The sequence below is a fragment of the Klebsiella sp. AqSCr genome (assembly GCF_008452795.1).
GTDB classification, from domain to species: domain Bacteria; phylum Pseudomonadota; class Gammaproteobacteria; order Enterobacterales; family Enterobacteriaceae; genus Klebsiella; species Klebsiella pneumoniae.
This window is the reverse complement of sequence record NZ_MJDM01000005.1, coordinates 2,708,396-2,735,016: the sequence shown is the minus strand read 5'-3', so window position 1 is coordinate 2,735,016 and position 26,621 is coordinate 2,708,396. Positions and strand designations below refer to the sequence as shown.

The window sequence follows — 26,621 nt, the reverse complement described above, 5'->3', positions numbered from 1 at the left end:
GCGATAACGTGACATACACGACAGGAGATTCGCAGGTGAAAAGCTCAGAACTGAATCAACGTCGCCAGCAGGCGACGCCGCGCGGCGTAGGCGTAATGTGTAACTACTTTGTCGAGAAGGCGGAAAACGCCACGCTGTGGGATATCGAAGGCAATGAGGTGATCGATTTCGCTGCCGGGATCGCCGTGTTAAATACCGGTCACCGCCATCCGAAAGTGGTCGCCGCGGTTGCCGACCAGCTGCAGGCCTTCACCCACACCGCCTATCAGATTGTGCCGTACGAAAGCTATGTTTCGCTGGCGGAGCGTATCAACGATCTGGCGCCAATTGACGGGCCGGCAAAAACGGCTTTCTTCACCACCGGCGCGGAAGCGGTCGAGAACGCGGTGAAAATCGCCCGCGCTTACACCGGTCGTCCGGGGCTGATTACCTTCGGCGGCGGTTTCCACGGCCGTACCTTTATGACCATGGCCCTCACCGGTAAGGTCGCGCCCTACAAAATCGGCTTCGGGCCATTCCCGGGCTCGGTGTATCACGGCGTTTACCCCAATGCGGCGCATGGCGTGACCACCGCGGATGCGCTGAAAAGCCTGGAGCGCATTTTCAAAGCGGATATTGCGCCGGACCAGGTAGCGGCCATCATTCTCGAGCCGATCCAGGGGGAAGGCGGCTTTAACGTCGCGCCGGCCGATTTTATGCAGGCGCTGCGCGACCTGTGCGATACCCACGGCATTCTGCTGATCGCCGATGAAGTGCAGACCGGTTTCGCCCGCACCGGCAAGCTGTTCGCTATGCAGCACTATGAGGTGAAACCGGATCTGATGACGATGGCGAAAAGCCTCGCCGGCGGTTTCCCGCTGTCGGGCGTCGTTGGTCGCGCCGAAGTGATGGATGCGCCAGCGCCTGGCGGGCTGGGCGGAACCTATGCCGGTAACCCGCTGGCGGTGGCCGCGGCGCACGCGGTGCTGGATGTGATTGCCGAAGAGCAGCTGTGCCAGCGCGCTGAACAGCTGGGTAGCCATCTGCAGGAAGTGCTCAACCAGGCGCGCGCTACCTGCCCGGCGATCGTTGATGTCCGCGGCCGGGGGTCGATGGTGGCGGTGGAGTTTAACGATCCGCAAACAGGCGAACCGTCGCCGGAATTCACCCGCCAGGTGCAACAGAAAGCGCAGGAGAACGGCCTGCTGCTGCTGAGCTGTGGCGTCTACGGCAACGTGATCCGCTTCCTGTATCCGTTGACTATCCCCGACGCCCAGTTCTCGAAAGCGCTGGATATTCTGGCGCGCGTACTGAAGAGCTAACGTCTCCCCGGCGGGCTGCGGCGGCAGGGAAGCCGAACAGAAACAGGACGCCGCAGCCGGCTGTTTATGCTCAGCGTGAGTGGTTTATCACCCTGATATCACCTTTTTTCCGGCGGTGACAACCGCCGGAGTAAAACGGAATCTATGGTCACTCCCGTTTTTGCAACACCGATTTTGACGACAAGTTGGCTTGCTTGAATCTATCCGGCGTCTGAATGGGATTTTATTCCCGCGCCTTGATGAGTTCCGCGCCTGATGAACCTCCAGAAAATATACGGCTTCAATGAGCCTTTCCGTTTTACAGGTTCCTCAACAGGCCGGTGGGCCGTTAGTATCATCAATATCAGTATTCGCAAAACCAGATCAGTAATTCTTTAAACCGGTGTATTTCTGCCGTTATGCTACATAAGTTTGCTGTCGTGCCGTTAGGGCCCAGGCTATTCTGGCCAGCTTGTTTGCCAGAGCACAAGTGACGACAAAGTTGCTTTTCCGGCACAGTAAATCCCTGACCCAATCGGCCAATTTGCCAGACTGGTGTTCCAGTTTTTGTATGAATACCCTGGCACATTGAACCAACAAAGTTCGGATCTTTTTATTACCTCGCTTACTAATTCCCAGCAATGTCGTCCTACCTCCCGTGCTGTACTGCCGAGGTACAAGCCCTGTTGCCGCCGCAAAGTCACGGCTGCTGGCGTACTGCTTCCCGTCGCCAATCTCAGTTGAAATAGTACTCGCTGTCAGTGTTCCGACGCAGGGAATGCTCAGCAAGCGCTGTCCAACCTCATCTTCGTCCAACTTTCGTTTCAACTGGGATTCCAAATCTTTAATCTGCTCAACAAGATAGTGATAATGCTGTTGTAATTTCAGCAATAACTGGCTGAGGTAAAGAGGCAAACTATTATCCTCAAGAATGGTACTCAGTCGGCTAATAACGGCAGCTCCTCGGGGAACGCTAATGCCAAATTCCAGCAGAAAAGCATGCATTTGATTGGTTGTTTTTACCTTATCCTGAACCAGGGATTCACGGACACGATGCAGAGCCCGCATTGCCTGCTGAGATTCCGTTCTGGGCTGCACAAAACGCATAGACGGACGCGATGCAGCTTCACAAATAGCTTCGGCGTCGACAAAGTCGTTTTTATTGCTTTTAACGAACGGGCGGACAAATTGTGGTGATATCAGCTTTGGGGAATGCCCCAACTCTTCCAACTTGCGTGCCATAAAGTGAGAACCGCCACAGGCTTCCATTGCGATGGTTGTAGCGGGGCATGTCGCCAAAAATTCGATCAACTTTGGCCGGGTAAATTTTTTACGGTAAACAGCCTTCCCGCGACGATCCTGGCAATGAATATGGAAAGAGTTTTTACCCAGATCGATACCAATGAGCGCAATGTTTTCCATGATAGTTCTCCGAATGAAAGCCTGTCCTCAGCATAGTACCGGGAAGGAGGGAGTGACCATCTCATTAAGTATTATGTCTGAAAACTCCACCTTTTCTCCCGTCCTCACCGGCCGGGAACGTACGGCTGTCCCTGCAAAATCTCTGAGCTTCGTCGAAGGGGTATCGATGATTGTCGGTACCAATATTGGCGCGGGCGTCCTCTCTATCGCCTATGCGTCAAGCAAAGCGGGCTTTTTACCACTGCTGTTCTGGCTGGTGCTGGTGGGTAGTCTGACCACGGTGACTATGCTCTATGTCGCGGAATCCACGCTGCGCACCCGTAAACATCTGCAGCTCAGTGGATTATCGAAGCGCTACGTCGGCGGCTTTGGCGCGCTGATGATGTTTCTCTCCGTCTGCGTCAATAGCGTCGGGGCATTGACGGCGTATATGACCGGCAGCGGTAAGCTGCTGCACTCCCTGTTTGGCATCTCGCCGGCGCTGGGTAGCGTGCTGTTTTTCGTTCCGGCGGCAGGGGTACTCTACCTGGGGCTGAAGGCGATCGGCCGCGGTGAGAAATTTATCAGCATCGGCATGGTGGTGATGATCTCGGTGCTGGTGATTGCCACGCTGTTGAAAGAGACCACCCGCGTCGGCTATCTGCTTGACGGCAACTGGCTGTATATGGTTCCGGTCTTCAACGTCGTGGCATTCTGCTTCTCGGCACAGTATATCGTGCCGGAGATGGCGCGGGGCTTCGCCGACAAACCGGAAAAATTGCCTAAAGCCATCATGGTCGGCATGGCGCTGACCTTTACCCTGCTGGCGCTGGTGCCGTTGTCGGTGATCTCGCTTAACGGTCTCGACAATATCTCGGATGTGGCCACCATCTCCTGGGGGCGGGCGCTTGGCGAATGGGCCTTCTTCTCAGCCAATCTGTTTGCGCTGTGCGCGATGCTGACCTCCTACTGGGGACTGGGCGGCAGCTTTCTGACCAATATCTTCGATCAGTTCCGCCTGGGGAATGACGAACAGCCCGCCCGGCGCCTGATGGTGCTGCTGGTGGTGGCGATCCCGCCGTTCGTACTGGCCTATAGCGGCATGGTCTCCTTCGTCAACGCGCTCTATTTTGCCGGGGTGTTCAGCGGCGTCATTTTATCGATTATGCCGATCCTGATGCTCAAGGGCGCCCGCCAGCGTGGCGATCTGACCCCGGGCTGGACCTGTCCGGCCTGGATGACCCATCCGCTTATCCAATGCTTCATTGTGTTGTTGTATCTTTGCAGCGCCGCCTACGCGATAGCATCCGCGGTGGGCTACCTACCCGCAGGCTGGTAATCAGGCTCTGTTTTGCACCGCGTCCGGTTCATGCTGGCGCGGTTTTTTTATTTGTCACTTATCTGTTACATAGCCCGCAATTTAGTCGTTTCAAATTCCTCAGAATGACGGTATGTTTAGCATAGTGTGCTGCAAAAGCGCGGGCAGCACCCGGTTGATTAGCTATCATATGCTTTTCCTATCGGTATAAACAAAATAATACGCTAATAAACAACATCACAACAAATGCAAAAACCATAATAATGGGGAGCCTCAGGATGAATATGAAGGGTAAAGCGTTACTGGCAGGATGTATTGCCTTAGTTATGAGCAGCGCGGCGCTGGCGGAAGATATCAAAATCGCGGTAGTCGGGGCGATGTCCGGCCCGGTGGCCCAGTACGGCGACCAGGAGTTTACCGGCGCAGAGCAGGCGGTAGCGGATATCAACGCTAAGGGCGGCATCAAGGGCAATAAGCTGCAGATCGTCAAATATGATGACGCTTGCGACCCGAAACAGGCGGTAGCGGTAGCCAACAAAGTGGTCAACGACGGCATCAAATACGTTATTGGTCATCTGTGTTCCTCTTCCACTCAGCCGGCGTCTGATATCTATGAAGACGAAGGCATTCTGATGATTACCCCTGCAGCGACTGCTCCGGAGCTGACGGCGCGCGGCTATAAGCTGATCCTGCGCACCACCGGTCTGGACTCCGATCAGGGGCCAACCGCGGCGAAATACATTCTCGACAAAGTGAAGCCGCAGCGTATCGCAGTGGTACATGACAAACAGCAGTACGGCGAAGGTTTGGCCCGTGCGGTGCAGGATGGCCTGAAAAAAGGTGGGGCAAACGTGGTCTTCTTCGACGGGATCACCGCCGGTGAGAAAGATTTCTCCACCCTGGTGGCGCGCCTGAAGAAAGAGAATATCGATTTCGTCTACTACGGCGGCTATCACCCGGAAATGGGCCAGATCCTGCGTCAGGCGCGCGCCGCCGGTCTGAAAACCCAGTTTATGGGCCCGGAAGGCGTAGCGAACGTCTCCCTGTCTAACATCGCCGGCGAGTCGGCGGAAGGCCTGCTGGTAACCAAGCCGAAGAACTACGACCAGGTGCCGGCGAACAAACCGATCGTGGATGCGATCAAGGCGAAGAAACAGGATCCGAGCGGCGCCTTCGTGTGGACCACCTACGCGGCGCTGCAGTCGCTGCAGGCAGGCCTGAATCAGTCTGACGATCCGGCGGAAATCGCTAAATACCTGAAAGGCGCGACAGTAGACACCGTGATGGGCCCGCTGTCGTGGGATCAGAAAGGCGACCTGAAAGGCTTTGAGTTCGGGGTCTTTACCTGGCATGCTAATGGTACGGCGACCGACGCCAAATAATTTAACCGGCGCCTTTCACGCTGCAAATGCGTTGTCTGCGGCCCTCAACCCCGGTCACTTACTGATGTAAGCTCCCGGGGATTTCGGGTCTTGACGCCTTTTTGCAACGCGAAATGCTGGGTTAAATGGGCGGGGCGCCTTTCACGCTGCAAATGCGTTGTCTGACCCCGGTCGCGCTGCGCTTACCGGGGCTACAGTCGCCAGGTAGCCCGGCTAAGCGAAGCGCCGCCGGGTTCTTCCTTGGTCATGCTCCGCTTATTGGGGCTACGGCTTAATACTTTTCCCAACCATTCTGCTGGGCGCTAAAGCCGAGCGCCTGCATAAAGGCCGCCATCACGCCGCGGTCCTCCACCCCGTGGTCGGCGACGCGCCAGCTATTGATCGCCGGGTTATCACGCAATGTCTCTTCCACTAAGTATTGTCCGACGCCGCGGCGGCGGGTCACTTCACGCACGCACAGATCGCTGAGCTCACCTTCGACGCCGCGCAGGGTAACGCGCACGGCGCCCAGCAGGCGCTCGTTAAAGCGGGCGGCGTAGAGACGATGGTTTTCATCAAGGGTCAGCGTCGACAGATCCTGCGACGGCCAGATTTTCCCCAGATCAATGCGATCCTGATCGCTGAAGTGCTGTAAACGGATAATGGTCAGTTTCATGGGCGGCAAATCCAGTGCAAAACAGAGGCGCCAGTGTACCCAAAATTGCTGTCTGGCGGAGCGCTGTTTTTTGCGCGTACATCAGGGGATTCGTTTTCCTGGCGTTGTCAGGGTAGCGCAATCCGTCATGGATCGAAAAATAAGCAGAATTTTAACCTAATGTGCAGCGTTTTATTCCGCCTTATGTATCGTTATTTTATGCTACAGGATGGACTTTTTTTTGTTTATCTTCACCAAAATACAGAATATTATCTTTGCTTAATCGACTGAAAAATAGAGGTTTTAATCTGTTTTTTAGTGAAAAGCTGCGCTAAACCATTAAACTCAATGGTAAAAATGGCGTTGTTTAATAAAAGCACAGAATGCTTTTTAACCATAAAAATACAAAACATTTACACCACATCACGAACGGGGTTCTGCAGCATGAAAAGGAACGCGAAAACCATCGTCGCGGGCATTGTCGCATTAGCGATGTCGCACGCGGCGATGGCCAAGGATATTAAGGTCGCCGTGGTCGGCGCGATGTCGGGTCCAGTGGCCCAGTGGGGCGACATGGAGTTCAATGGCGCGCGTCAGGCGATTAAAGACATCAACGCCAGCGGCGGCATTAAGGGCGACAAGCTGGTGGCCGTCGAATATGACGACGCCTGCGATCCGAAGCAAGCGGTCGCGGTGGCCAACAAAATCGTCAACGACGGCATTCAGTACGTTATCGGCCACCTGTGCTCCTCTTCCACCCAGCCGGCTTCCGACATCTATGAGGATGAAGGCATCCTGATGATCTCCCCCGGGGCGACCAATCCGGAGCTGACCCAGCGCGGATACCAGTACATCATGCGTACCGCCGGCCTCGACTCCTCGCAGGGGCCGACCGCGGCGAAATATATCGTCGAGAAAGTCAAACCGCAGCGTATCGCCATCATTCATGACAAGCAGCAGTACGGCGAAGGGCTGGCGCGTTCGGTGCAGGACAACCTGAAGAAAGCCGGGGCCAACATCGTCTTCTTCGATGGCATCACCGCGGGGGAAAAAGATTTCTCCGCCCTGCTGGCGCGCCTGAAGAAAGAGAACATCGACTTCGTCTACTACGGCGGCTACTACCCGGAAATGGGCCAGATGCTGCGCCAGGCGCGCTCCGTCGGGTTGAAAACCGTGTTTATGGGGCCGGAAGGGGTCGGCAACGCCTCGCTGTCCAATATCGCGGGCGCCGCGGCGGAAGGCATGCTGGTGACAATGCCAAAACGCTACGATCAGGACCCTGCCAACAGCGCCATCGTCAACGCGCTGAAAGCGGAGAAGAAAGATCCGAGCGGACCGTACGTCTGGATCACCTATGCCGCCGTTCAGTCGCTGGCGCAGGCGATGGACAGAACCGGCAGCCAGCAGCCGCTGGATTTAATCAAAGATTTGAAAGCGCACGGGGCGAAAACCGTGATTGGGCCGCTGACCTGGGATGAAAAAGGCGATCTGAAGGGATTTGAGTTTGGTGTCTTCCAGTGGCACGCCGACGGCTCTTCGAGCGCGGCGAAATAAGCGCTGAAGACGAGTTATCCCTCCGCCTGCGAACCGCGGGCGGTTTGAAAAAGGTTACCTTATGTCCGAGCAGTTTCTCTATTTTCTGCAGCAGATGTTTAACGGCGTCACGCTGGGCAGTACCTATGCGTTGATCGCCATCGGCTATACGATGGTGTACGGCATTATCGGCATGATCAACTTCGCCCACGGCGAGGTCTATATGATTGGCAGCTATGTCTCCTTCATGATCATCGCCGCGCTGATGATGATGGGCATTGACACTAGCTGGCTGCTGGTCGCCGCCGGATTCGTGGGCGCCATTGTGATTGCCAGCGCCTACGGCTGGAGCATTGAGCGCGTGGCCTATCGGCCGGTGCGTAACTCCAAGCGCCTGATTGCGCTGATCTCCGCCATCGGGATGTCTATCTTCCTGCAGAACTACGTCAGCCTGACCCAGGGCTCCCGCGACGTGGCGCTGCCGAGCTTGTTTAACGGCCAGTGGGTCGTCGGCCACAGCGACAGCTTCTCCGCGACAATCACCACCATGCAACTGGTGATCTGGGTGGTGACCTTTATCGCCATGCTGGCCCTGACGCTGTTTATTCGCTACTCGCGGATGGGGCGCGCCTGCCGCGCCTGCGCGGAAGATCTGAAAATGGCCAGCCTGCTCGGGATTAACACCGACCGCGTCATTGCCCTGACCTTTGTCATCGGCGCAGCGATGGCGGCGGTGGCCGGCGTGCTGCTGGGGCAGTTCTACGGCGTGATTAACCCCTACATCGGCTTTATGGCCGGGATGAAGGCGTTCACCGCCGCCGTGCTCGGCGGGATCGGCAGTATCCCTGGCGCGATGATCGGCGGCCTGATCCTGGGTATTGCCGAGGCGCTCTCTTCCGCCTATCTCAGCACCGAATATAAGGACGTCGTTTCCTTCGCGCTGCTGATTCTGGTGCTGTTAGTGATGCCGACCGGCATTCTGGGCCGCCCGGAGGTGGAAAAAGTATGAAACCGATGCAAATTGCAATGGCGCTGCTCTCTGCCGTGATGTTCTTCATTCTGGCGGGCGTCTTTATGGGCGTGCAGCTGGAGCTGAACGGCACCAAACTGGTGGTCGATACCGCCGCCGATATTCGCTGGCAGTGGATCTTCATCGGTACCGCGGTGGTCTTTTTCTTCCAGCTGCTGCGGCCGCTGTTCCAGAAAGCGGTTAAGAACGTCTCCGGGCCGAAGTTTATTATGCCGGCGATTGACGGGTCGACGGTGAAGCAGAAGCTGTTCCTGATCGCCCTGCTGGTGATTGCCGTGGCCTGGCCGTTTATGGTGTCGCGCGGCACGGTGGATATCGCCACCCTGACGATGATCTATATCATCCTCGGCCTCGGGTTGAACGTGGTGGTCGGCCTTTCCGGCCTGCTGGTGCTGGGCTACGGTGGGTTCTATGCCATCGGCGCGTATACCTTTGCGCTGCTGAACCACTATTACGGTCTTGGCTTCTGGACCTGTCTCCCGCTGGCCGGCCTGGTCTCCGCGGCGGCCGGTTTCCTGCTGGGCTTCCCGGTGCTGCGTTTGCGCGGCGACTACCTGGCGATTGTGACCTTAGGCTTCGGCGAGATCGTGCGCATTCTGCTGCTCAACAATACCGAGATCACCGGCGGGCCGAACGGCATCAGCCAGATCCCGAAACCGACCTTCTTTGGCCTCGAATTTAGCCGCAGCGCCCGCGAAGGCGGCTGGGATACCTTCAGCAACTTCTTCGGCGTCAAATACGATCCCTCCGACCGGGTGATTTTCCTCTACCTGGTGGCGTTGCTGCTGGTAGTGCTCAGCCTGTTCGTCATCAACCGCCTGCTGCGAATGCCGCTGGGCCGGGCATGGGAAGCGCTGCGTGAAGATGAGATCGCCTGTCGTTCGCTGGGCCTGAGCCCGACGCGCATCAAGCTGACCGCCTTTACCATCAGCGCCGCGTTTGCTGGCTTCGCCGGCACGCTGTTCGCCGCGCGCCAGGGCTTCGTCAGCCCGGAATCCTTTACCTTCGCCGAGTCAGCCTTTGTGCTGGCGATCGTCGTGCTGGGCGGGATGGGCTCGCAGTTCGCGGTGATCCTCGCGGCTATTCTGCTGGTGGTCTCGCGCGAGTTGATGCGTGACTTCAACGAATACAGCATGTTAATGCTCGGCGGCCTGATGGTGCTGATGATGATCTGGCGTCCGCAGGGGCTTCTGCCAATGACGCGCGTGCAGTTGAAGCTGAAAAACGGTCAGGCGAAAGGAGAGCAGGCATGAGTCAGCCATTATTATCCGTTAGCGGCCTGATGATGCGTTTCGGCGGTCTGCTGGCCGTCAACAATGTGTCGCTGGAGCTCAGAGAGCGCGAGATCGTCTCGCTGATCGGCCCCAACGGCGCCGGGAAGACCACCGTCTTTAACTGCCTGACCGGTTTTTACAAGCCCACCGGCGGCACTATTCTGCTGCGCGACCAGCACCTGGAAGGGCTGCCGGGTCAGCAGATTGCGCGGATGGGCGTGGTGCGGACCTTCCAGCACGTGCGCCTGTTCCGCGAAATGACGGTGATTGAAAACCTGCTGGTGGCGCAGCATCAGCAGCTGAAAACCGGGCTCTTCTCCGGCCTGCTGAAAACGCCGGCCTTCCGTCGGGCGCAGAGCGAAGCGCTGGACAGGGCCGCCACCTGGCTGGAGCGCATCGGCCTGCTGGAGCATGCCAACCGTCAGGCCAGCAACCTGGCCTACGGCGACCAGCGTCGGCTGGAGATTGCCCGCTGCATGGTGACCCAGCCGGAAATTCTGATGCTCGATGAACCGGCGGCGGGGCTGAACCCGAAAGAGACCAAAGAGCTGGACGAGCTTATCGCCGAGCTGCGTAACCATCACAACACCACCATCCTGCTTATCGAACACGATATGAAGCTGGTGATGGGCATTTCCGATCGCATCTACGTCGTGAACCAGGGAACACCGCTGGCCAACGGGACGCCGGAAGAGATTCGTAATAACCCGGACGTGATCCGCGCATACCTTGGTGAGGCATAAGATGGAAAACGCGATGTTAACTTTTGACAACGTCAGCGCCCACTACGGCAAGATTCAGGCGCTGCACAACGTCAGCCTGCATATCAAACAGGGCGAGATCGTCACGCTTATCGGCGCCAACGGCGCGGGGAAAACCACCCTGCTCGGCACGCTGTGCGGCGACCCGCGCGCCTCCAGCGGGCGCATTGTCTTTGACGGTAAGGATATTACCGACTGGCAAACCGCGAAGATCATGCGCGAGGCGGTGGCGATCGTTCCGGAAGGGCGGCGCGTCTTTTCGCGTATGACGGTGGAAGAGAACCTGGCGATGGGCGGTTTTTTTGCCGACCGCGATCAGTTCCAGACCCGCATCAAATGGGTGTATGAGTTGTTCCCGCGTCTGCATGAACGCCGTATTCAGCGCGCCGGCACCATGTCCGGCGGCGAGCAGCAGATGCTGGCGATCGGTCGCGCCCTGATGAGCCAACCGCGCCTGCTGCTGCTGGATGAACCGTCGCTGGGGCTGGCGCCGATTATCATTCAGCAGATTTTCGACACCATCGAGCAGCTGCGCGAGCAAGGGATGACGATCTTCCTGGTTGAGCAGAACGCCAACCAGGCGCTGAAGCTGGCCGACCGCGGCTATGTGCTGGAGAACGGCCACGTGGTGCTGGAGGACACCGGCGACGCGCTGTTGGCCAACGAGGCGGTGCGCAGCGCCTATCTCGGCGGTTAATTCATCGCAACCCGGCGTCGTTCACTTCGCCGGTTTGTAGCCCGGGCGAGGCGCTTGCGCCGACCCCGGGAGCCGATCGCACGAATACATTTAAAAGAGCCTGTTGGCTCTTTTTTTGTACATGTATGTTGTACAATAAAAGAGTACAGCTTTGGAGGTTTTTATGAGAACGGTTAACTATAGCGAAGCCCGGCAAAATCTGGCCGATGTGCTGGAAAGCGCAGTGACAGGTGTACCTGTGACCATTACCCGTCGTGGGCATAAATCTGCAGTCATCATTAGTGCAGAAGAGTTTGAACGCTACCAGGCGGCCAGAATGGATGATGAGTTCGCTGCTATCATGGCGGTTCATGGTGATGAGATCAGGGAGCTTGCGGATAAATGACGCTGCAGATTATCTCAGCGGAAGAGATAATACAGTTTCACGACAGGCTGCTCCGCGTCACGCCTGGCGTTGCCGGTATGCCCGATCCGGGGCGTGCCGAAGCGATAATGTATAGGGTGCTAAACAAAATTGAATATGAAGGTGTGACAGACGTGTGGCGACTCGCTGCGATGCATCTGCTGGCGATTTCTCGCGGTCATATATTTAATGATGGTAATAAGCGTACGGCACTGTTTATCACCCTGCTTTTTTTAAAGCGAAATGGAATTATATTGCCAGCGAATCCAGACTTCGTCGGTATTACCGTCGAGGCAGCAGCAGGGCAACTTACCCTGGAACAGATTGTCGCGCGTTTGCGTGGATGACTGTTAACTCGTTGCAACCCGGCGGCTTCGCCGGTTTGTAGCCCGGGCGAGGCGCTTGCGCCGACCCCGGGAGCCGATCGCAAGAATATTATCCGTGTCTCAGCTCCCACTTTACTTCCCCCATCCTTTCATCGGCTTGTCATCTCTCTGACCCGTTACTATCTTTTTTTTGTAATAAAAAAGTTATTTTTCTGTAATTCGAACATGTCATGTTACCCCGCGAGCATAAAACGCGTGAAATCGCGCATCCGGCACAACAAGAGAGATAACCGATGATATCGTTACGACATACAGCTTTAGGACTGGCGCTGAGCCTGGCTTTTGCCGGTCAGGCCCTGGCGGTTACCACCATCCCATTCTGGCACTCAATGGAAGGCGAGCTGGGTAAAGAAGTGGATTCTCTGGCGCAACGCTTTAACGCGGCCAATCCTGATTACAAAATCGTTCCGGTATACAAAGGCAACTACGAGCAGAGCCTGAGCGCCGGTATCGCCGCCTTCCGTACCGGCAACGCGCCGGCTATCCTGCAGGTGTATGAAGTCGGCACCGCCACCATGATGGCGTCAAAAGCCATTAAGCCGGTCTACCAGGTGTTTAGCGAGGCGGGCATCAAGTTTGATGAATCGCAGTTCGTACCGACGGTGGCCGGGTATTACACCGATTCGAAAACCGGCCATCTGCTCTCCCAGCCGTTTAACAGCTCTACCCCGGTGCTCTACTACAACAAAGACGCCTTCAAAAAAGCCGGCTTAGATCCGGATCAGCCGCCGAAGACCTGGCAGGATCTGGCGGCCTATACCGCGAAGCTGAAAGCCGCCGGGATGAAGTGCGGCTACGCCAGTGGCTGGCAGGGCTGGATCCAGATTGAAAACTTCAGCGCCTGGCACGGTCTGCCGGTGGCCACGAAGAATAACGGCTTCGACGGTACCGACGCGGTTCTTGAGTTCAACAAGCCGGAGCAGGTGAAGCATATCGCGCTGCTCGAAGAGATGAACAAGAAGGGCGATTTCAGCTACTTCGGGCGTAAAGACGAGTCTACCGAAAAGTTCTATAACGGCGACTGCGCCATTACCACTGCCTCGTCCGGCTCGCTGGCCGATATCCGCCAGTACGCCAAATTTAACTACGGCGTCGGCATGATGCCTTACGATGCCGACGTGAAAGGCGCGCCGCAGAACGCCATCATCGGCGGGGCCAGCCTGTGGGTGATGCAGGGCAAAGACAAAGAGACCTACACCGGCGTGGCGAAGTTCCTCGACTTCCTGACCAAACCGGAAAACGCCGCCGAGTGGCACCAGAAAACCGGCTACCTGCCGATCACTACCGCGGCCTACGATCTGACGCGTCAGCAGGGCTTCTATGATAAGAACCCGGGCGCCGATATCGCTACCCGCCAGATGCTGAACAAGCCGCCGTTGCCGTTCACCAAAGGTCTGCGCCTGGGCAACATGCCGCAAATCCGCACCATCGTCGATGAAGAGCTGGAGAGCGTGTGGACCGGCAAGAAAACCCCGCAGCAGGCGCTGGATTCCGCCGTGCAGCGCGGGAACCAGCTGCTGCGTCGCTTCGAGCAAGCGACCAAATCGTAATCTGTAACTTGCCCGGTGGCGCTGCGCTTACCGGGCCTACGATGTGCCCTATGTAGGCCGGGTAAGGCGTAGCCGCCACCCGGCATTGTTCAGGAACCCAATCTCAATGTCATCATCCCGTCCGGTATTCCGCTCGCGCTGGCTGCCCTATGTGCTGGTCGCGCCGCAGCTGATTATCACGTTGATTTTCTTTATCTGGCCCGCAGGCGAAGCGCTGTGGTACTCGCTGCAGAGCGTCGATCCCTTTGGCCTTTCCAGCCAGTTCGTCGGCCTGGATAACTTCGTTGCGCTGTTCCACGATCCGTACTACCTGGACTCGTTCTGGACCACCATAAAATTCAGCGCTCTGGTGACCGTCAGCGGCCTGCTCATTTCACTGTTTTTCGCCGCGCTGGTCGACTATGTGGTGCGCGGCAGCCGCTTTTATCAAACGCTGATGCTGCTGCCGTACGCCGTGGCCCCCGCCGTCGCGGCGGTGCTGTGGATCTTCCTCTTTAACCCCGGGCGCGGGCTGATCACCCATTTCCTCGGCGAGCTGGGCTATGACTGGAACCATGCGCAGAACAGCGGCCAGGCGATGTTTCTGGTGGTCTTCGCCTCGGTGTGGAAGCAGATAAGCTACAACTTCCTGTTCTTCTTCGCCGCGCTGCAGTCGATTCCGCGTTCGCTGGTTGAGGCCGCCGCCATCGACGGCGCCGGGCCGATTCGTCGCTTCTTTAAGCTGGCGCTGCCGCTGATTGCGCCGGTGAGTTTCTTCCTGCTGGTGGTCAACCTGGTTTATGCCTTCTTCGACACCTTCCCGGTGATCGATGCCGCCACCGCTGGCGGCCCGGTGCAGGCGACCACCACTCTGATCTACAAAATCTATCGCGAAGGTTTCGCCGGGCTCGATCTATCCGCTTCCGCCGCGCAGTCGGTGGTGCTGATGTTCCTCGTCATTATCCTGACGGTGGTGCAGTTCCGTTACGTTGAAAGTAAGGTGCGTTACCAATGATTGAGAACCGTCGCGGGCTGACGATTTTCAGCCACACCATGCTGATCCTGGGTATCGCCGTCATTTTATTCCCGCTGTACGTCGCCTTCGTGGCGGCGACGCTGGATAACAAATCGGTATTTGAAACGCCGATGACGCTGATCCCCGGCGGACATCTGCTGGAGAACATGAAGACCATTTGGGTGAACGGCGTCGGCGTCAACAGCGCGCCGTTCTGGCTGATGATGCTCAACAGCTTCATCATGGCGTTCGCCATTACGGTCGGCAAAATCGTGGTGTCGATGCTTTCGGCGTTCGCTATCGTCTGGTTCCGCTTTCCGCTGCGTAACCTGTTCTTCTGGATGATCTTTATCACCCTGATGCTGCCGGTCGAGGTGCGTATTTTCCCGACGGTGGAGGTGATCGCCAACCTCAACATGCTCGACAGCTATGCCGGGTTAACGCTGCCGTTGATGGCTTCGGCCACCGCTACCTTCCTGTTCCGCCAGTTCTTTATGACCCTGCCGGACGAGCTGATTGAAGCGGCGCGTATCGATGGCGCTTCGCCGATGCGCTTCTTTCGCGACATCGTGCTGCCGTTGTCGAAAACCAACCTCGCCGCGCTGTTCGTCATCACCTTTATCTACGGCTGGAACCAGTATCTGTGGCCGTTGCTGATTATTCAGGATGTGAATCTTGGCACCGCCGTCGCCGGTATTAAAGGCATGATCGCCACCGGCGAAGGTACTACCCAGTGGAATCAGGTGATGGCGGCGATGCTGCTGACCCTGATCCCGCCGGTCGTCATCGTTTTAGCCATGCAGCGCGCGTTTGTGCGCGGCCTGGTCGATAGTGAGAAATAAAATGGCTGGTTTAAAACTACAGGCAGTAAGCAAAAGCTGGGATGGCAAAACCCAGGTAATTCAACCGCTGACGCTGGACGTGGCGGACGGGGAATTTATCGTTATGGTCGGCCCGTCGGGCTGCGGGAAATCAACGCTGCTGCGGATGGTCGCCGGACTTGAACGGGTGACCAGCGGCGATATCTGGATCGATCGTAAACGGGTGACCGAGATGGAGCCGAAGGATCGCGGCATCGCGATGGTGTTCCAGAACTATGCCCTTTATCCGCATATGAGCGTGGAAGAGAACATGGCGTGGGGGCTGAAGATTCGCGGCATGGGTAAGGGATTGATCGCCGAGCGGGTGCAGGAGGCGGCGCGCATTCTTGAGCTGGATGGTCTGCTCAAGCGCCGCCCGCGGGAACTGTCCGGCGGCCAGCGCCAGCGCGTGGCGATGGGCCGCGCCATCGTGCGTGACCCGGCGGTATTCCTCTTCGACGAACCGTTGTCAAACCTCGACGCCAAGCTGCGCGTGCAGATGCGTCTGGAACTGCAGCAGCTGCATCGCCGCCTGAAAACCACCTCGCTGTACGTCACCCATGACCAGGTGGAGGCGATGACCCTCGCCCAGCGGGTGATGGTGATGAACAAAGGCGTTGCCGAGCAGATCGGCACCCCGGTGGAAGTGTATGAGAAGCCAGCCAGCCGCTTTGTGGCGAGCTTTATCGGCAGCCCGGCCATGAACCTGCTGGAAGGGCGCATCAGCGATGACGGCGGTCGCTTTGAGCTGGCGGGCGGCATGCAGCTGCCGACGAATCATGAGCACCGGCGCCACGCTGGGCGTAAAATGACGCTCGGTATCCGTCCGGAGCATTTTATCTTAAGCTCGCAGGCGCAAGGTGGTATTCCGCTGCTGATGGACACCCTGGAAATTTTAGGTGCCGATAACCTCGCTCACGGGCGCTGGGGCGAACAGAAGCTGGTGGTCAGACTGCCGCACCAGCAGCGCCCGGCGGCAGGCAGCACGCTATGGCTGCATCTGCCTTTGGAACATCTGCACCTCTTTGATGGTGAAACAGGACAACGCGCATGAGTAACTGGCCTTATCCCCGCATCGTCGCCCATCGCGGCGGCGGTAAACTGGCGCCGGAGAACACCCTGGCGGCTATCGATGTCGGCGCCCGCTACGGGCACACGATGATTGAATTTGACGCCAAGCTGTCGAAGGACGGGCAGATCTTTCTGCTGCATGACGATAATCTCGAACGCACCAGCAATGGCTGGGGCGTGGCGGGAGAGCTGGCGTGGGACGATCTGCTGAAGGTCGATGCCGGCAGCTGGTTCAGCCGTGAATTTAAGGGCGAGCCGCTGCCGTTGCTCTCCCAGGTGGCGGAGCGCTGCCGTCGTCACGGCATGATGGCGAATATCGAAATTAAGCCGACCACCGGGCTGGGGCCGCAGACCGGCAGAGTGGTGGCGCTGGCCGCGCGCGATCTATGGCAAGGCATGACCGCGCCGCTGCTCTCCTCTTTTGAAATCGACGCCCTTGAGGCGGCGCAGGAAGCCGCGCCCGAGCTGCCGCGCGGGCTGCTGCTGGATGAGTGGCGCGATGACTGGCGCGAATTGACCACCCGGTTGGGCTGCGTGTCGATTCACCTCAATCACAAACTGCTGGATGCGGCGCGGGTGGCGAGCCTGAAACAGGCTGGCCTGCACATTCTGGTGTACACGGTCAATAAACCCCAGCGCGCCGCCGAACTGCTGCGCTGGGGCGTAGACTGCATCTGCACCGATGCCGTTGATGTCATCGGGCCGAATTTCCAGCCTTAAGACGGATTTGCGGCGGACGACCTTTACGGATTAGTCTGCCGCAGCATCCCACCGTTGTTATTTGGCCGCACCTGCTGCGGCGCATTCAGATTGCCGCCCTGGGCCGCGCGCTGCTGATTAGTCTGCAGCTGGTTTTGCAAATGCTGCTGCTGCGAGCGGGTCTGATTGTTCAGATCCTGCTTCAGCATGCTCTGCTGCTGCTGTTGCTGGATCTTCATCTCATTTTGCATGCGCTGCTGGCTGGGGACCACGTAACCCGGCTGGTTAGGGTTGTTATTAATATTGATCGGCTGGGCTAATACGCCAAGCGGCATCAGCGCCGCCAGAAACAGAATCGCTTTCATGGTTTTCTCCTCCCGTGCGTGGGATCACTTAAGTGTACCTCGAATCTGCCATAACAATGATTTTTTAGGAGTTATCAACCAGGCTTAAGCGGGGAATGAAACCTACCTTTCAGGAGTAAGACAATGATAAAAACAACAATATGGCGTCAGGTGGTCATCGCTGCGTTGCTGGCGGGGGGCAGCTTTACCGTCGCCGCCAATCCGCCACCGCCGCCGCCGGTCTCTTATGGCGTAGAGGAAGATGTGTTCCACCCGGTACGCGCCCGGCAGGGGATGGTGGCCTCGGTGGACGCGCTGGCGACCCGCGTCGGCGTGGATATCCTGCGCCAGGGCGGTAACGCTGTCGATGCGGCGGTAGCGGTAGGCTACGCGCTGGCGGTCACCCATCCGCAGGCCGGGAATATTGGCGGCGGCGGTTTTATGATGCTGCGGACTAAAGACGGCAAGACCACGGCGATCGATTTCCGCGAAATGGCGCCAGAGCAGGCCACCCGCGACATGTTCCTTGACGACCAGGGCAACCCGGACAGTAAAAAATCACTGACTTCGCATCTGGCCTCCGGCACGCCAGGCAGCGTCGCCGGTTTCTCCCTCGCGCTGGAAAAGTATGGCACCATGCCGTTGAACAAAGTGATCCGTCCGGCGATTAAGCTGGCGGAAGAGGGGTTTATCGTTAACGATGCGCTGGCGGACGATCTGAAGACCTACGGCAGCGAAGTGATCCCGCAGCATGAAAATAGTAAAGCGATCTTCTGGAAGAACGGCGAGCCGCTGAAGAAGGGCGATCGGCTGGTGCAGAAGAACCTCGGTAAGAGCCTGGAGCTGATTGCCGAGCACGGCCCGGACGCCTTCTATAAAGGGGCCATCGCCGACCAGATCGCTGACGAGATGAAAAAGCACGGCGGGCTAATCACCAAAGCTGACCTCGCCAACTACAGGGCCGTGGAGCGTACGCCGGTTAGCGGCGAGTATCGCGGGTATGAGGTTTACTCTATGCCGCCGCCGTCCTCCGGCGGGATCCATATCGTGCAGATCCTCAATATCCTCGAAAACTTCGATATGCAGAAATATGGTTTTGGCAGCGCCGACGCCATGCAGGTGATGGCGGAGGCAGAGAAACACGCCTACGCCGACCGTTCCGAATATCTCGGCGACCCTGACTTCGTCAACGTGCCGTGGCAGGCGCTGACCAGCAAGGCTTACGCCAAAGCGATCGCCGCCGAGATTGATGTCAACAAGGCGAAGCCTTCCAGCCAGATCCGTCCGGGCAAGCTGGCGCCCTATGAAAGTAACCAGACCACCCACTTCTCGGTGGTCGATAAAGACGGCAATGCGGTGGCGGTGACCTATACGCTGAATACCACCTTCGGTACCGGCATTGTGGCCGGTGATTCCGGCATTCTGCTCAATAACCAGATGGATGATTTCTCGGCGAAGCCCGGCGTGCCTAACGTCTATGGTCTGGTGGGCGGCGACGCCAATGCGGTGGAGCCGAAAAAACGCCCGCTGTCGTCAATGTCGCCGACCATTGTGGTGAAAGACGGCAAAACCTGGCTGGTGACCGGCAGCCCGGGCGGCAGTCGGATCATCACCACCGTACTGCAGATGGTGGTCAATACCATCGATTTCGGGATGAACGTCGCGGAAGCCACCAACGCGCCGCGTTTCCACCATCAATGGCTGCCGGATGAGCTGCGGGTGGAGAAAGGCTTTAGCCCGGATACCCTCAAGCTGCTGGAGGCGAAGGGGCAGAAAGTGGCGCTGAAAGAGGCGATGGGCAGTACCCAGAGCATCATGGTGGGGCCGGACGGCATGCTGTATGGCGCCTCCGATCCGCGTTCGCCGGATGATTTAACGGCGGGGTATTGATGTGTTGCCCGGTGGCGCTGCTGCGCTTACCGGGCCTACAACTGTGCGAACGCAGGCCGGGTAAGGCGAAGCCGCCACCCGGCAACACGCTACTTCATTCTCGCCATATAATACGCATCCACATACTCACCGTTGCGCAGCGCGTAACGCCTGCCGGTGCCTTCGATCTCAAAGCCGTACTTCTTATACACCGCAATCGCCGGGGCATTATCGGCGAACACCGTCAGCTCAATACGCTCGACGCGCAGCCAGTTGTCGCACAGGTCGATCATCTCGCGCATCAGCGCGCTGCCGATGCCGCAACCCTGATGGCCGGCGGCAACCGCCATGCCAAAGGTTGCGACGTGGCTGCGCCGAGGGCGCGGCTCAACATGGAGAGACAGATGTCCGGCGACCTGCTCGTCCAGTGTCGCCACCAGATGAAAGGTATGGGGTCTGGGCTGTAGCTTCTCCTGCCAGGCTTCCATTGATGGATAGGGGATCTGTAGTGTGTCATGATAGACCTCCGGGTGCGCCATCAGCATACGTAAAGGTTCAGCATCGCGCGGTTCGGCATGGCGTATCACTATGTCACTCATTCCCTTATCCTCTTTTTGGTTACTGATTCCCCTTCACAATCTCTGACGGCGGCCGGGGAGTCAATGTTGTTTTTTGCAAAAAAAAGTAGACAAGTGCGAATGAGAATGATTATTATTGTCCTGCATTCAGGGAGACCCTTGCGGAAAGCCTGAAAGCACGACATTGCTCACATTGCTTCCAGTATTACTTTAGCCAGCCGGGTGCTGGCTTTTTTTTTGCTGCTATCTCAGGCGCTCTGCGGCCTGACGGGCTCCGCGTCGGTTTTGGAGGGGGCGTCTGCTACCAGACCGAGAATATGACTTTTGTTCTCCGCGGCGGCCAGCATTTCAGCGCGACCGCTAAAAACGCCGCCTTTCTTGATCGCCAGCGCGCGATAGGCGAGGGTACCCTCCAGATGGCCGTGCTCCTCAATGGTGATGCTGTCGCCATGACACTGGCCCTGCACCTTGCCGTCAATTATTAGCTCCCGGCAGCTGACGTTGCCCTCCACCTGGCCTTCACGCATTACCTTAATCAAATGCTCTTTGGCCTCAATGTTGCCGGTGACCTGACCGTGGATATAGACATGGCCGCTGGCGACTATATTGCCGACGAAATGCACCCCGCTGGCGATGACCGTAGTCTCGTGTTTTTTGCTGGCGACCGCTTCGGGTTCTGGGTTAATTGCCGGAGGCGTGGCTGCTTCTGATATCTGAGGTTCCGTTTTATTTTTCTTAATAAATATCGCGTTAATCTTGTTCCGTTGGCTATGGAGGAGGAAAGCGATAAGCGCGCAGGCGGCCGCCAGGCGCGCCAGCGCGCTTGCATCGACAGACCAGGCGATCAGCGCGAGAAGCCAGAAAAAAAGGGCGCCGTTTATGGCGAGATACTGTTTGTCCATCAGCAGCGGCTGGCTACTCCGTTAGTCATCAGCAACCTCCTGGTTTGCTCTCCACTTATCCGCAGTTTTGCCATGGCGATCAAGGTTTTTTGCCGAAAACTGCTGATTTAATCACTTATTAATCAATAAGTTATTAATAATTACGTATGAGTGATACTCGAACTATTTTCCTAACGAATCTTCACTGCAAGCAAACAGAGAGGATGAAGTGAGGGACCGGCTTGCGCTATGGTTGAAGGTAGCTCATTAACTAAGGACAGCGTTATGACTCTGCACTGCGCATTTATTGGCTTTGGTAAAAGCACCACCCGCTATCACCTTCCTTACGTTTTGCACCGCAAAGACCGCTGGCAGGTAGCGCACATTTACCGCCGCCGGGCGAAGCCCGAGGAGCAGGCGCCGCAGTATTCCCATATTCATTTCACCAGCGACCTTGAAGAAGTATTAAACGATCCACTGGTCAAGCTGGTGGTGGTCTGCACTCACGCCGACAGCCATTTTGAATATGCGAAAAAGGCGCTGGAGGCAGGAAAAAACGTGCTGGTGGAAAAGCCGTTCACCCCGACGCTGGAGGAAGCAAAAACTCTGTTTGCCCTGGCGAACAGCAAAGGCCTGACGGTGACGCCCTATCAGAACCGCCGTTTCGACTCCTGCTTCCTGACCACCAAAAAGGTGATTGAGAGCGGGAAACTCGGCGAACTGGTGGAGATCGAAAGCCATTTTGATAATTATCGCCCGCTGGCGGAGACCAACCCCGGCGGTCCGCAAAACGGCGAGTTCTATGGCCTTGGCGTGCATACCCTGGATCAGATCATTTCGCTGTTCGGCCGCCCGGACCATGTCTCTTACGATCTGCGCTCGCTGCGCAATAAAGCCAACCCGGATGACACCTTTGAAGCCCAGCTGTTCTACGGCGATATGAAGGCCATCGTTAAGACCAGCCATCTGGTGCAGATCGATTACCCGAAATTTATCGTTCACGGGCACAAAGGTTCGTTTGTGAAGTACGGCATTGACCAGCAGGAGACCAGCCTGAAGGCCAATATCATGCCGGGCGAGCCGGGATTTGGCGCGGACGACAGCGTTGGCGAGCTGGTGTATGTCAACGAGGCAGGGGAGATGGTGCGCGAAGCGGTGCCGCTGGAGAGCGGCGATTATGGTCGGGTGTACGACGCGCTGTACGACACCCTCGTCAACGGCCAGCCGAATTACGTCAAGGAAACTGACGTTCTCACCAATATGGAGATCCTGCAGCGCGGCTTTGAGCAGCCTTCACCGGCCACCATTACCCTTACCCGATAAGTCAAATTGGCTCCTCTGCGCTTGTTCATATTTTTTGAACAGAGGAGTCAATTTTCACCCTCTATGATCGCCGGCGAAATGGGTCCACACTGACTCCATCGACAACATACGGGGGTGCAACATGATCTATTTACGCAAAGCGAACGAACGTGGCCACGCTAACCATGGCTGGCTGGATTCCTGGCATACTTTCTCTTTCGCCAACTATTATGACCCGAACTTTATGGGCTTCTCCGCCCTGCGGGTGATTAACGACGACGTCATCGACGCCGGTCAGGGCTTCGGTACCCACCCGCACAAAGACATGGAGATCCTGACCTATGTGCTGGAAGGGGCGGTGGAGCACCAGGACAGCATGGGCAACAAAGAGCAGGTGCCGGCGGGCGAGTTCCAGATCATGAGCGCGGGTACCGGGGTGCGCCACTCTGAGTACAACCCGAGCAAAACCGATCGTCTGCGTCTGTATCAGATCTGGATTATTCCGGAAGAAACCGGCATTACCCCGCGCTACGAGCAGCGCCGCTTCGACGCCGCCCAGGGCAAACAGCTGGTGCTGTCGCCGGATGCGCGAGATGGCTCGCTGAAGGTGTACCAGGATATGGAACTCTATCGCTGGGCGCTGCTGAAAGATGAGCAGTCGGTTCACCAGATTGCCGCGGAACGCCGCGTGTGGATCCAGGTGGTCAAAGGCGAAGTGACCATCAACGGTACTAAAGCCACCACCAGCGACGGTCTGGCCATCTGGGACGAGCAGGCGATTTCGGTTCATGCCGACAGCGATAGCGAGATCCTGCTGTTCGATCTGCCGCCGGTTTGATAGTTATCTGAGCCAGGTTAAATAAATTGCGCAGCCTTCCCTCATGTTAGGGAAGGTTGCGCTTTGTCCGTGATAAACTGAGAAAATGTTTCCCCGTTGATCACAGTCAGGACGATGAAAAAGAAAAGACCCGTACTTCAGGATGTAGCCGATCTTGTCGGCGTGACCAAAATGACGGTCAGTCGCTATTTACGCAACCCGGAGCAGGTCTCCGAAGCGCTGCGTGGCAAGATTGCCGTTGCCCTCGATGAACTGGGTTATATTCCCAATCGCGCCCCTGACATTCTTTCCAACGCCACCAGCCGCGCCATCGGCGTGCTGCTGCCGTCGTTAACCAATCAGGTCTTTTCGGAAGTACTGCGCGGTATCGAAAGCGTCACCGACGCCTTCGGCTATCAAACCATGCTGGCGCACTACGGCTATAAGCCGGAAATGGAAGAGAAACGCCTCGAATCGATGCTCTCCTGGAACATTGATGGCCTGATCCTCACCGAACGCACCCATACGCCGCGCACCCTGAAGATGATCGAAGTCGCCGGCATTCCGGTGGTGGAGCTGATGGACAGCCGGTCGCCGTGTCTCGATATTGCCGTCGGGTTTGATAACTTTGAAGCCGCCCGGCAGATGACCGCGGCGATCATCGCCCGCGGCCACCGCCATGTCGCCTATCTGGGGGCGCGTCTTGATGAACGTACTATCATCAAACAGAAGGGGTACGAGCAGGCGATGCTTGACGCCGGGATGACGCCCTACAGCGTGATGGTGGAACAATCCTCGTCCTATTCTTCGGGGATTGAGCTGATGCGCCAGGCGCGCCGCGAATATCCGCAGCTCGACGGCATCTTCTGCACCAACGATGACCTCGCGGTCGGCGCGGCGTTCGAGTGCCAGCGTCTGGGGCTGAAGATCCCCGATGATATGGCGATCGCCGGGTTCCACGGCCATGATATCGGCCAGGTGATGGAGCCGCGGCTGGCCAGCGTCCTGACCCCGCGCGAGCGAATGGGGCGCATCGGCGCCGAACGGCTGCTGGCGCGCATTCGTGGTGAAGCGATTACCCCTAAGATGTTAGATTTAGGTTTCACATTGTCACCGGGCGGATCAATTTAAACTGACAAGTTTGAAGTAGATCACACATATTCACATCTGGCACGAATGGATATTGCTTCTCCACAGGTCCGGCATGACAATGTTACCGATAACAGTTACCCGTAACAATTAACCGATACGCCGCCTTCGCGCTGGATGAATCAGCCCCGGCGCGGCGTACCAGTCCAGTGGGAGGACGCTTTGAGCACGACTAACCATGATCACCACGTCTATGTCCTGATGGGCGTTTCCGGCAGCGGAAAATCCGCTGTCGCCAGCGAAGTGGCGCATCAACTGCATGCCGCGTTTCTTGACGGCGACTTTCTCCATCCGCGCAGCAATATCACCAAGATGGCCTCCGGCGAGCCGCTCAACGATGACGACCGCACGCCGTGGCTGCAGGCGCTAAATGACGCCGCGTTCGCCATGCAGCGTACCAACAAGGTGTCGCTGATCGTCTGCTCGGCGCTGAAGAAGAGCTATCGCGACATTCTGCGCAAGGGCAACCCGAACCTCTCCTTCATCTACCTGAAAGGCGATTTCGACGTGATCGAAAGCCGTCTGAAGGCGCGTAAAGGGCACTTCTTTAAAACCCAAATGTTGGTGACGCAGTTTGAAACGCTGCAGGAACCAGGCGCCGACGAGAGCGATGTGCTTATCGTCGATATCGACCAGCCGCTGGAAGGCGTGGTGGCCAGCACCATCGAGGTGATCAACAAAGGCAGTCACTAGTGAGTACTTTAACGCTTGTTTTAACAGCAGTCGGCTCGGTATTGCTGCTGCTGTTTTTAGTCATGAAGGCGCGAATGCACGCCTTCGTGGCTTTGATGGTGGTTTCTATTGGCGCCGGTCTCTTCTCCGGCATGCCGCTGGATAAAATCGCGGCGACGATGGAGAAAGGGATGGGCGGTACGCTGGGCTTCCTGGCGATCGTCGTCGCGCTCGGCGCGATGTTCGGGAAGATCCTGCATGAAACGGGGGCGGTCGATCAGATTGCCGTCAAGATGCTCAAATCCTTTGGCCACAATCGCGCGCACTATGCGATTGGTCTCGCCGGACTCATCTGCGCGCTGCCGCTGTTCTTCGAAGTGGCGATCGTACTGCTGATTAGCGTCGCCTTCTCGATGGCGCGCCATACCGGTACTAACCTCGTGAAGCTGGTGATCCCGCTGTTTGCCGGCGTTGCCGCCGCCGCGGCGTTTCTGTTGCCTGGACCGGCGCCGATGCTGCTGGCGTCGCAAATGCACGCCGACTTTGGCTGGATGATCCTGATTGGCCTGTGTGCGGCCATTCCGGGGATGATTATCGCCGGTCCGCTATGGGGCAACTTCATCAGCCGCTACGTCGAATTGCATATTCCTGACGACGTCACGGAACCGCATCTCGGCGAAGGCAAAATGCCCTCCTTCGGCTTCAGCCTGGCGCTGATCCTGCTGCCGCTGGTGCTGGTTGGCCTGAAAACCATCGCCGCGCGCTTTGTGCCGGTGGGTTCCACTGCCTACGAATGGTTCGAGTTTATCGGCCACCCGTTCACCGCGATCCTGGTGGCCTGCCTGGTGGCGATTTACGGTCTGGCGGTACGTCAGGGAATGGCGAAAGACCGGGTGATGGAGATTTGCGGCCACGCGCTGCAGCCGGCCGGGATTATTCTGCTGGTGATCGGGGCTGGCGGCGTCTTCAAGCAGGTGCTGGTTGACTCCGGCGTTGGCCCGGCGCTTGGTGAAGCGCTGACCGGAATGGGGCTGCCGATCGCTATTACCTGCTTCGTACTGGCGGCGGCGGTGCGTATCATTCAGGGCTCTGCCACCGTGGCGTGCCTGACGGCGGTCGGCCTGGTGATGCCGGTGATTGAGCAGCTGAACTACAGCGGCGCGCAGATGGCGGCATTGTCTATCTGTATCGCCGGCGGCTCGATTGTGGTAAGCCACGTGAACGACGCCGGCTTCTGGCTGTTCGGTAAATTTACCGGCGCCAGTGAAGCCCAGACGCTGAAGACCTGGACCATGATGGAAACCATCCTTGGCACCACCGGGGCGATTGTCGGTATGATCGCCTTCCAGCTGCTGAGCTAAGCCCGCTCATCTCCCGCTCGCGGGAAATAAAAAGCCAGGGTAACGCTGCTTACCCTGGCTTCTTTGCAATAAGCCGCCCTTTTTCCCTCTTTTCCTTGCCAGCTATTGGCCCTTATTAGCGCTACGACGATGCTCGTATCCCTCGTCAGCCCTTGCTGTGACTGGGTTTGTCGCTTTTTTTTGGCAAGCGGAAAAGCACCAGATTTCACGCTTAATCCATAATCAGGATCAATAAAATAGCGACGGAAAATATTCCATTCCCTGGGGGATTTCTCCGATAATCGTTGCGCTTTTGACGACGACCAGCGACGGTGGACAATGTGCAGGATAAGTTGCTTTTCTGATTGTTCAGCAATCATTGATTAATTTCACTTG

Annotated in this window: 27 protein-coding genes; 21 read left to right on the top strand and 6 right to left on the bottom strand. The window is 57.3% G+C overall.

Annotated elements, in window-relative coordinates:
- Nucleotides 1-35: 35 nt before the first annotated feature.
- Nucleotides 36-1,301, top strand: a complete 1,266-nt coding sequence (locus BHE81_RS17510; protein WP_004181475.1) for a 4-aminobutyrate--2-oxoglutarate transaminase — start codon at nucleotides 36-38, stop codon at nucleotides 1,299-1,301.
- 396 nt (nucleotides 1,302-1,697) lie between these two features.
- On the opposite strand, the gene BHE81_RS17505 is transcribed toward BHE81_RS17510, so the two are convergent.
- On the bottom strand, nucleotides 1,698-2,702 hold the full coding sequence (locus tag BHE81_RS17505; RefSeq protein WP_000427623.1) for an IS110-like element IS4321 family transposase: 1,005 nt from the start codon (nucleotides 2,700-2,702) through the stop codon (nucleotides 1,698-1,700).
- A gap of 73 nt (nucleotides 2,703-2,775) precedes the next feature.
- On the opposite strand from BHE81_RS17505, the gene BHE81_RS17500 reads away from it, so the two are divergent.
- Together BHE81_RS17500 and livJ are read left to right on the top strand one after the other, a co-directional pair.
- Entirely contained in the window at nucleotides 2,776-4,020 is a 1,245-nt protein-coding gene (locus BHE81_RS17500) for an aromatic amino acid transport family protein (protein ID WP_004150081.1), read from the top strand.
- Between the two features lie 257 nt (nucleotides 4,021-4,277).
- Nucleotides 4,278-5,381, top strand: coding sequence for a branched chain amino acid ABC transporter substrate-binding protein LivJ (livJ, locus tag BHE81_RS17495; protein WP_002920812.1), 1,104 nt, complete (start codon nucleotides 4,278-4,280; stop codon nucleotides 5,379-5,381).
- Nucleotides 5,382-5,652: 271 nt separating this feature from the next.
- Here the strand turns inward: livJ and panM are convergent, their stop codons facing one another.
- Nucleotides 5,653-6,036 (bottom strand): aspartate 1-decarboxylase autocleavage activator PanM, encoded by a 384-nt coding sequence (panM, locus tag BHE81_RS17490; RefSeq protein ID WP_020325124.1) that lies wholly within the window; start codon nucleotides 6,034-6,036, stop codon nucleotides 5,653-5,655.
- 423 nt (nucleotides 6,037-6,459) lie between these two features.
- Here panM and livK point away from each other — a divergent pair, with 423 nt between their 5' ends.
- From livK to ugpQ, 12 genes are all read left to right on the top strand, one after another.
- Nucleotides 6,460-7,569, top strand: a complete 1,110-nt coding sequence (livK, locus tag BHE81_RS17480; protein ID WP_002920808.1) for a high-affinity branched-chain amino acid ABC transporter substrate-binding protein LivK — start codon at nucleotides 6,460-6,462, stop codon at nucleotides 7,567-7,569.
- Between the two features lie 61 nt (nucleotides 7,570-7,630).
- Complete coding sequence (gene livH, locus BHE81_RS17475) at nucleotides 7,631-8,557, top strand: high-affinity branched-chain amino acid ABC transporter permease LivH (protein WP_002920807.1); 927 nt, start codon at nucleotides 7,631-7,633, stop codon at nucleotides 8,555-8,557.
- Nucleotides 8,554-9,831, top strand: coding sequence for a branched chain amino acid ABC transporter permease LivM (gene livM, locus BHE81_RS17470; RefSeq protein ID WP_004174005.1), 1,278 nt, complete (start codon nucleotides 8,554-8,556; stop codon nucleotides 9,829-9,831). The genes livH and livM overlap by 4 nt, the downstream gene beginning before the upstream one ends.
- Nucleotides 9,828-10,595 (top strand): high-affinity branched-chain amino acid ABC transporter ATP-binding protein LivG, encoded by a 768-nt coding sequence (gene livG / locus BHE81_RS17465; protein WP_002920803.1) that lies wholly within the window; start codon nucleotides 9,828-9,830, stop codon nucleotides 10,593-10,595. Before livM ends, livG begins: the two co-directional genes overlap by 4 nt.
- A 1-nt stretch (nucleotide 10,596) precedes the next feature.
- Nucleotides 10,597-11,310: a high-affinity branched-chain amino acid ABC transporter ATP-binding protein LivF gene (gene livF / locus BHE81_RS17460; protein WP_004145133.1), complete on the top strand. Its 714-nt coding sequence runs from the start codon at nucleotides 10,597-10,599 to the stop codon at nucleotides 11,308-11,310.
- Nucleotides 11,311-11,473: 163 nt separating this feature from the next.
- Complete coding sequence (locus BHE81_RS17455) at nucleotides 11,474-11,695, top strand: type II toxin-antitoxin system Phd/YefM family antitoxin (protein WP_004174006.1); 222 nt, start codon at nucleotides 11,474-11,476, stop codon at nucleotides 11,693-11,695.
- Nucleotides 11,692-12,060, top strand: coding sequence for a type II toxin-antitoxin system death-on-curing family toxin (locus BHE81_RS17450; protein WP_023285605.1), 369 nt, complete (start codon nucleotides 11,692-11,694; stop codon nucleotides 12,058-12,060). The genes BHE81_RS17455 and BHE81_RS17450 overlap by 4 nt, the downstream gene beginning before the upstream one ends.
- 272 nt (nucleotides 12,061-12,332) lie before the next feature.
- Entirely contained in the window at nucleotides 12,333-13,649 is a 1,317-nt protein-coding gene (gene ugpB / locus BHE81_RS17445; RefSeq protein WP_002920796.1) for a sn-glycerol-3-phosphate ABC transporter substrate-binding protein UgpB, read from the top strand.
- A 106-nt stretch (nucleotides 13,650-13,755) separates the two neighbouring features.
- On the top strand, nucleotides 13,756-14,643 hold the full coding sequence (gene ugpA / locus BHE81_RS17440) for a sn-glycerol-3-phosphate ABC transporter permease UgpA (RefSeq protein ID WP_002920792.1): 888 nt from the start codon (nucleotides 13,756-13,758) through the stop codon (nucleotides 14,641-14,643).
- Nucleotides 14,640-15,485, top strand: a complete 846-nt coding sequence (gene ugpE, locus BHE81_RS17435) for a sn-glycerol-3-phosphate ABC transporter permease UgpE (RefSeq protein WP_004145129.1) — start codon at nucleotides 14,640-14,642, stop codon at nucleotides 15,483-15,485. Before ugpA ends, ugpE begins: the two co-directional genes overlap by 4 nt.
- Before the next feature lies 1 nt (nucleotide 15,486).
- Nucleotides 15,487-16,557: a sn-glycerol-3-phosphate import ATP-binding protein UgpC gene (locus tag BHE81_RS17430; RefSeq protein ID WP_004150074.1), complete on the top strand. Its 1,071-nt coding sequence runs from the start codon at nucleotides 15,487-15,489 to the stop codon at nucleotides 16,555-16,557.
- Complete coding sequence (gene ugpQ / locus BHE81_RS17425) at nucleotides 16,554-17,294, top strand: glycerophosphodiester phosphodiesterase (protein ID WP_016531888.1); 741 nt, start codon at nucleotides 16,554-16,556, stop codon at nucleotides 17,292-17,294. The genes BHE81_RS17430 and ugpQ overlap by 4 nt, the downstream gene beginning before the upstream one ends.
- A gap of 23 nt (nucleotides 17,295-17,317) precedes the next feature.
- On the opposite strand, the gene BHE81_RS17420 is transcribed toward ugpQ, so the two are convergent.
- A complete protein-coding gene (locus tag BHE81_RS17420; RefSeq protein ID WP_004150073.1) occupies nucleotides 17,318-17,638 on the bottom strand; it encodes a DUF2756 family protein in 321 nt (106 codons plus the stop codon).
- Between the two features lie 123 nt (nucleotides 17,639-17,761).
- Here BHE81_RS17420 and ggt point away from each other — a divergent pair, with 123 nt between their 5' ends.
- Nucleotides 17,762-19,507 carry a gamma-glutamyltransferase gene (gene ggt, locus BHE81_RS17415; RefSeq protein ID WP_009484082.1) on the top strand — a complete coding sequence of 582 codons (1,746 nt, stop codon included), beginning with the start codon at nucleotides 17,762-17,764 and terminating at the stop codon, nucleotides 19,505-19,507.
- A gap of 89 nt (nucleotides 19,508-19,596) precedes the next feature.
- On the opposite strand, the gene yhhY is transcribed toward ggt, so the two are convergent.
- Complete coding sequence (gene yhhY / locus BHE81_RS17410) at nucleotides 19,597-20,073, bottom strand: N-acetyltransferase (RefSeq protein ID WP_072145336.1); 477 nt, start codon at nucleotides 20,071-20,073, stop codon at nucleotides 19,597-19,599.
- A gap of 239 nt (nucleotides 20,074-20,312) precedes the next feature.
- A complete protein-coding gene (locus BHE81_RS17405) occupies nucleotides 20,313-20,966 on the bottom strand; it encodes a bactofilin family protein (protein ID WP_110246645.1) in 654 nt (217 codons plus the stop codon).
- 264 nt (nucleotides 20,967-21,230) lie between these two features.
- Here BHE81_RS17405 and BHE81_RS17400 point away from each other — a divergent pair, with 264 nt between their 5' ends.
- The 5 genes from BHE81_RS17400 to gntU all read left to right on the top strand — a co-directional run bounded on the left by BHE81_RS17400 (nucleotide 21,231) and on the right by gntU (nucleotide 26,246).
- Entirely contained in the window at nucleotides 21,231-22,268 is a 1,038-nt protein-coding gene (locus BHE81_RS17400; protein ID WP_004174013.1) for an oxidoreductase, read from the top strand.
- Between the two features lie 121 nt (nucleotides 22,269-22,389).
- Entirely contained in the window at nucleotides 22,390-23,085 is a 696-nt protein-coding gene (locus tag BHE81_RS17395) for a pirin family protein (protein WP_002920779.1), read from the top strand.
- A gap of 114 nt (nucleotides 23,086-23,199) precedes the next feature.
- Complete coding sequence (gene gntR / locus BHE81_RS17390; protein ID WP_002920777.1) at nucleotides 23,200-24,195, top strand: gluconate operon transcriptional repressor GntR; 996 nt, start codon at nucleotides 23,200-23,202, stop codon at nucleotides 24,193-24,195.
- 180 nt (nucleotides 24,196-24,375) lie between these two features.
- Entirely contained in the window at nucleotides 24,376-24,906 is a 531-nt protein-coding gene (gene gntK, locus BHE81_RS17385; RefSeq protein ID WP_002920775.1) for a gluconokinase, read from the top strand.
- Nucleotides 24,906-26,246 carry a gluconate transporter gene (gene gntU / locus BHE81_RS17380; RefSeq protein WP_002920773.1) on the top strand — a complete coding sequence of 447 codons (1,341 nt, stop codon included), beginning with the start codon at nucleotides 24,906-24,908 and terminating at the stop codon, nucleotides 26,244-26,246. Before gntK ends, gntU begins: the two co-directional genes overlap by 1 nt.
- On the opposite strand, the gene BHE81_RS17375 is transcribed toward gntU, so the two are convergent.
- Nucleotides 26,243-26,605, bottom strand: a complete 363-nt coding sequence (locus BHE81_RS17375; RefSeq protein ID WP_004213401.1) for a hypothetical protein — start codon at nucleotides 26,603-26,605, stop codon at nucleotides 26,243-26,245. The two genes, gntU and BHE81_RS17375, sit on opposite strands and share 4 nt — an antisense overlap.
- Nucleotides 26,606-26,621: the final 16 nt, after the last annotated feature.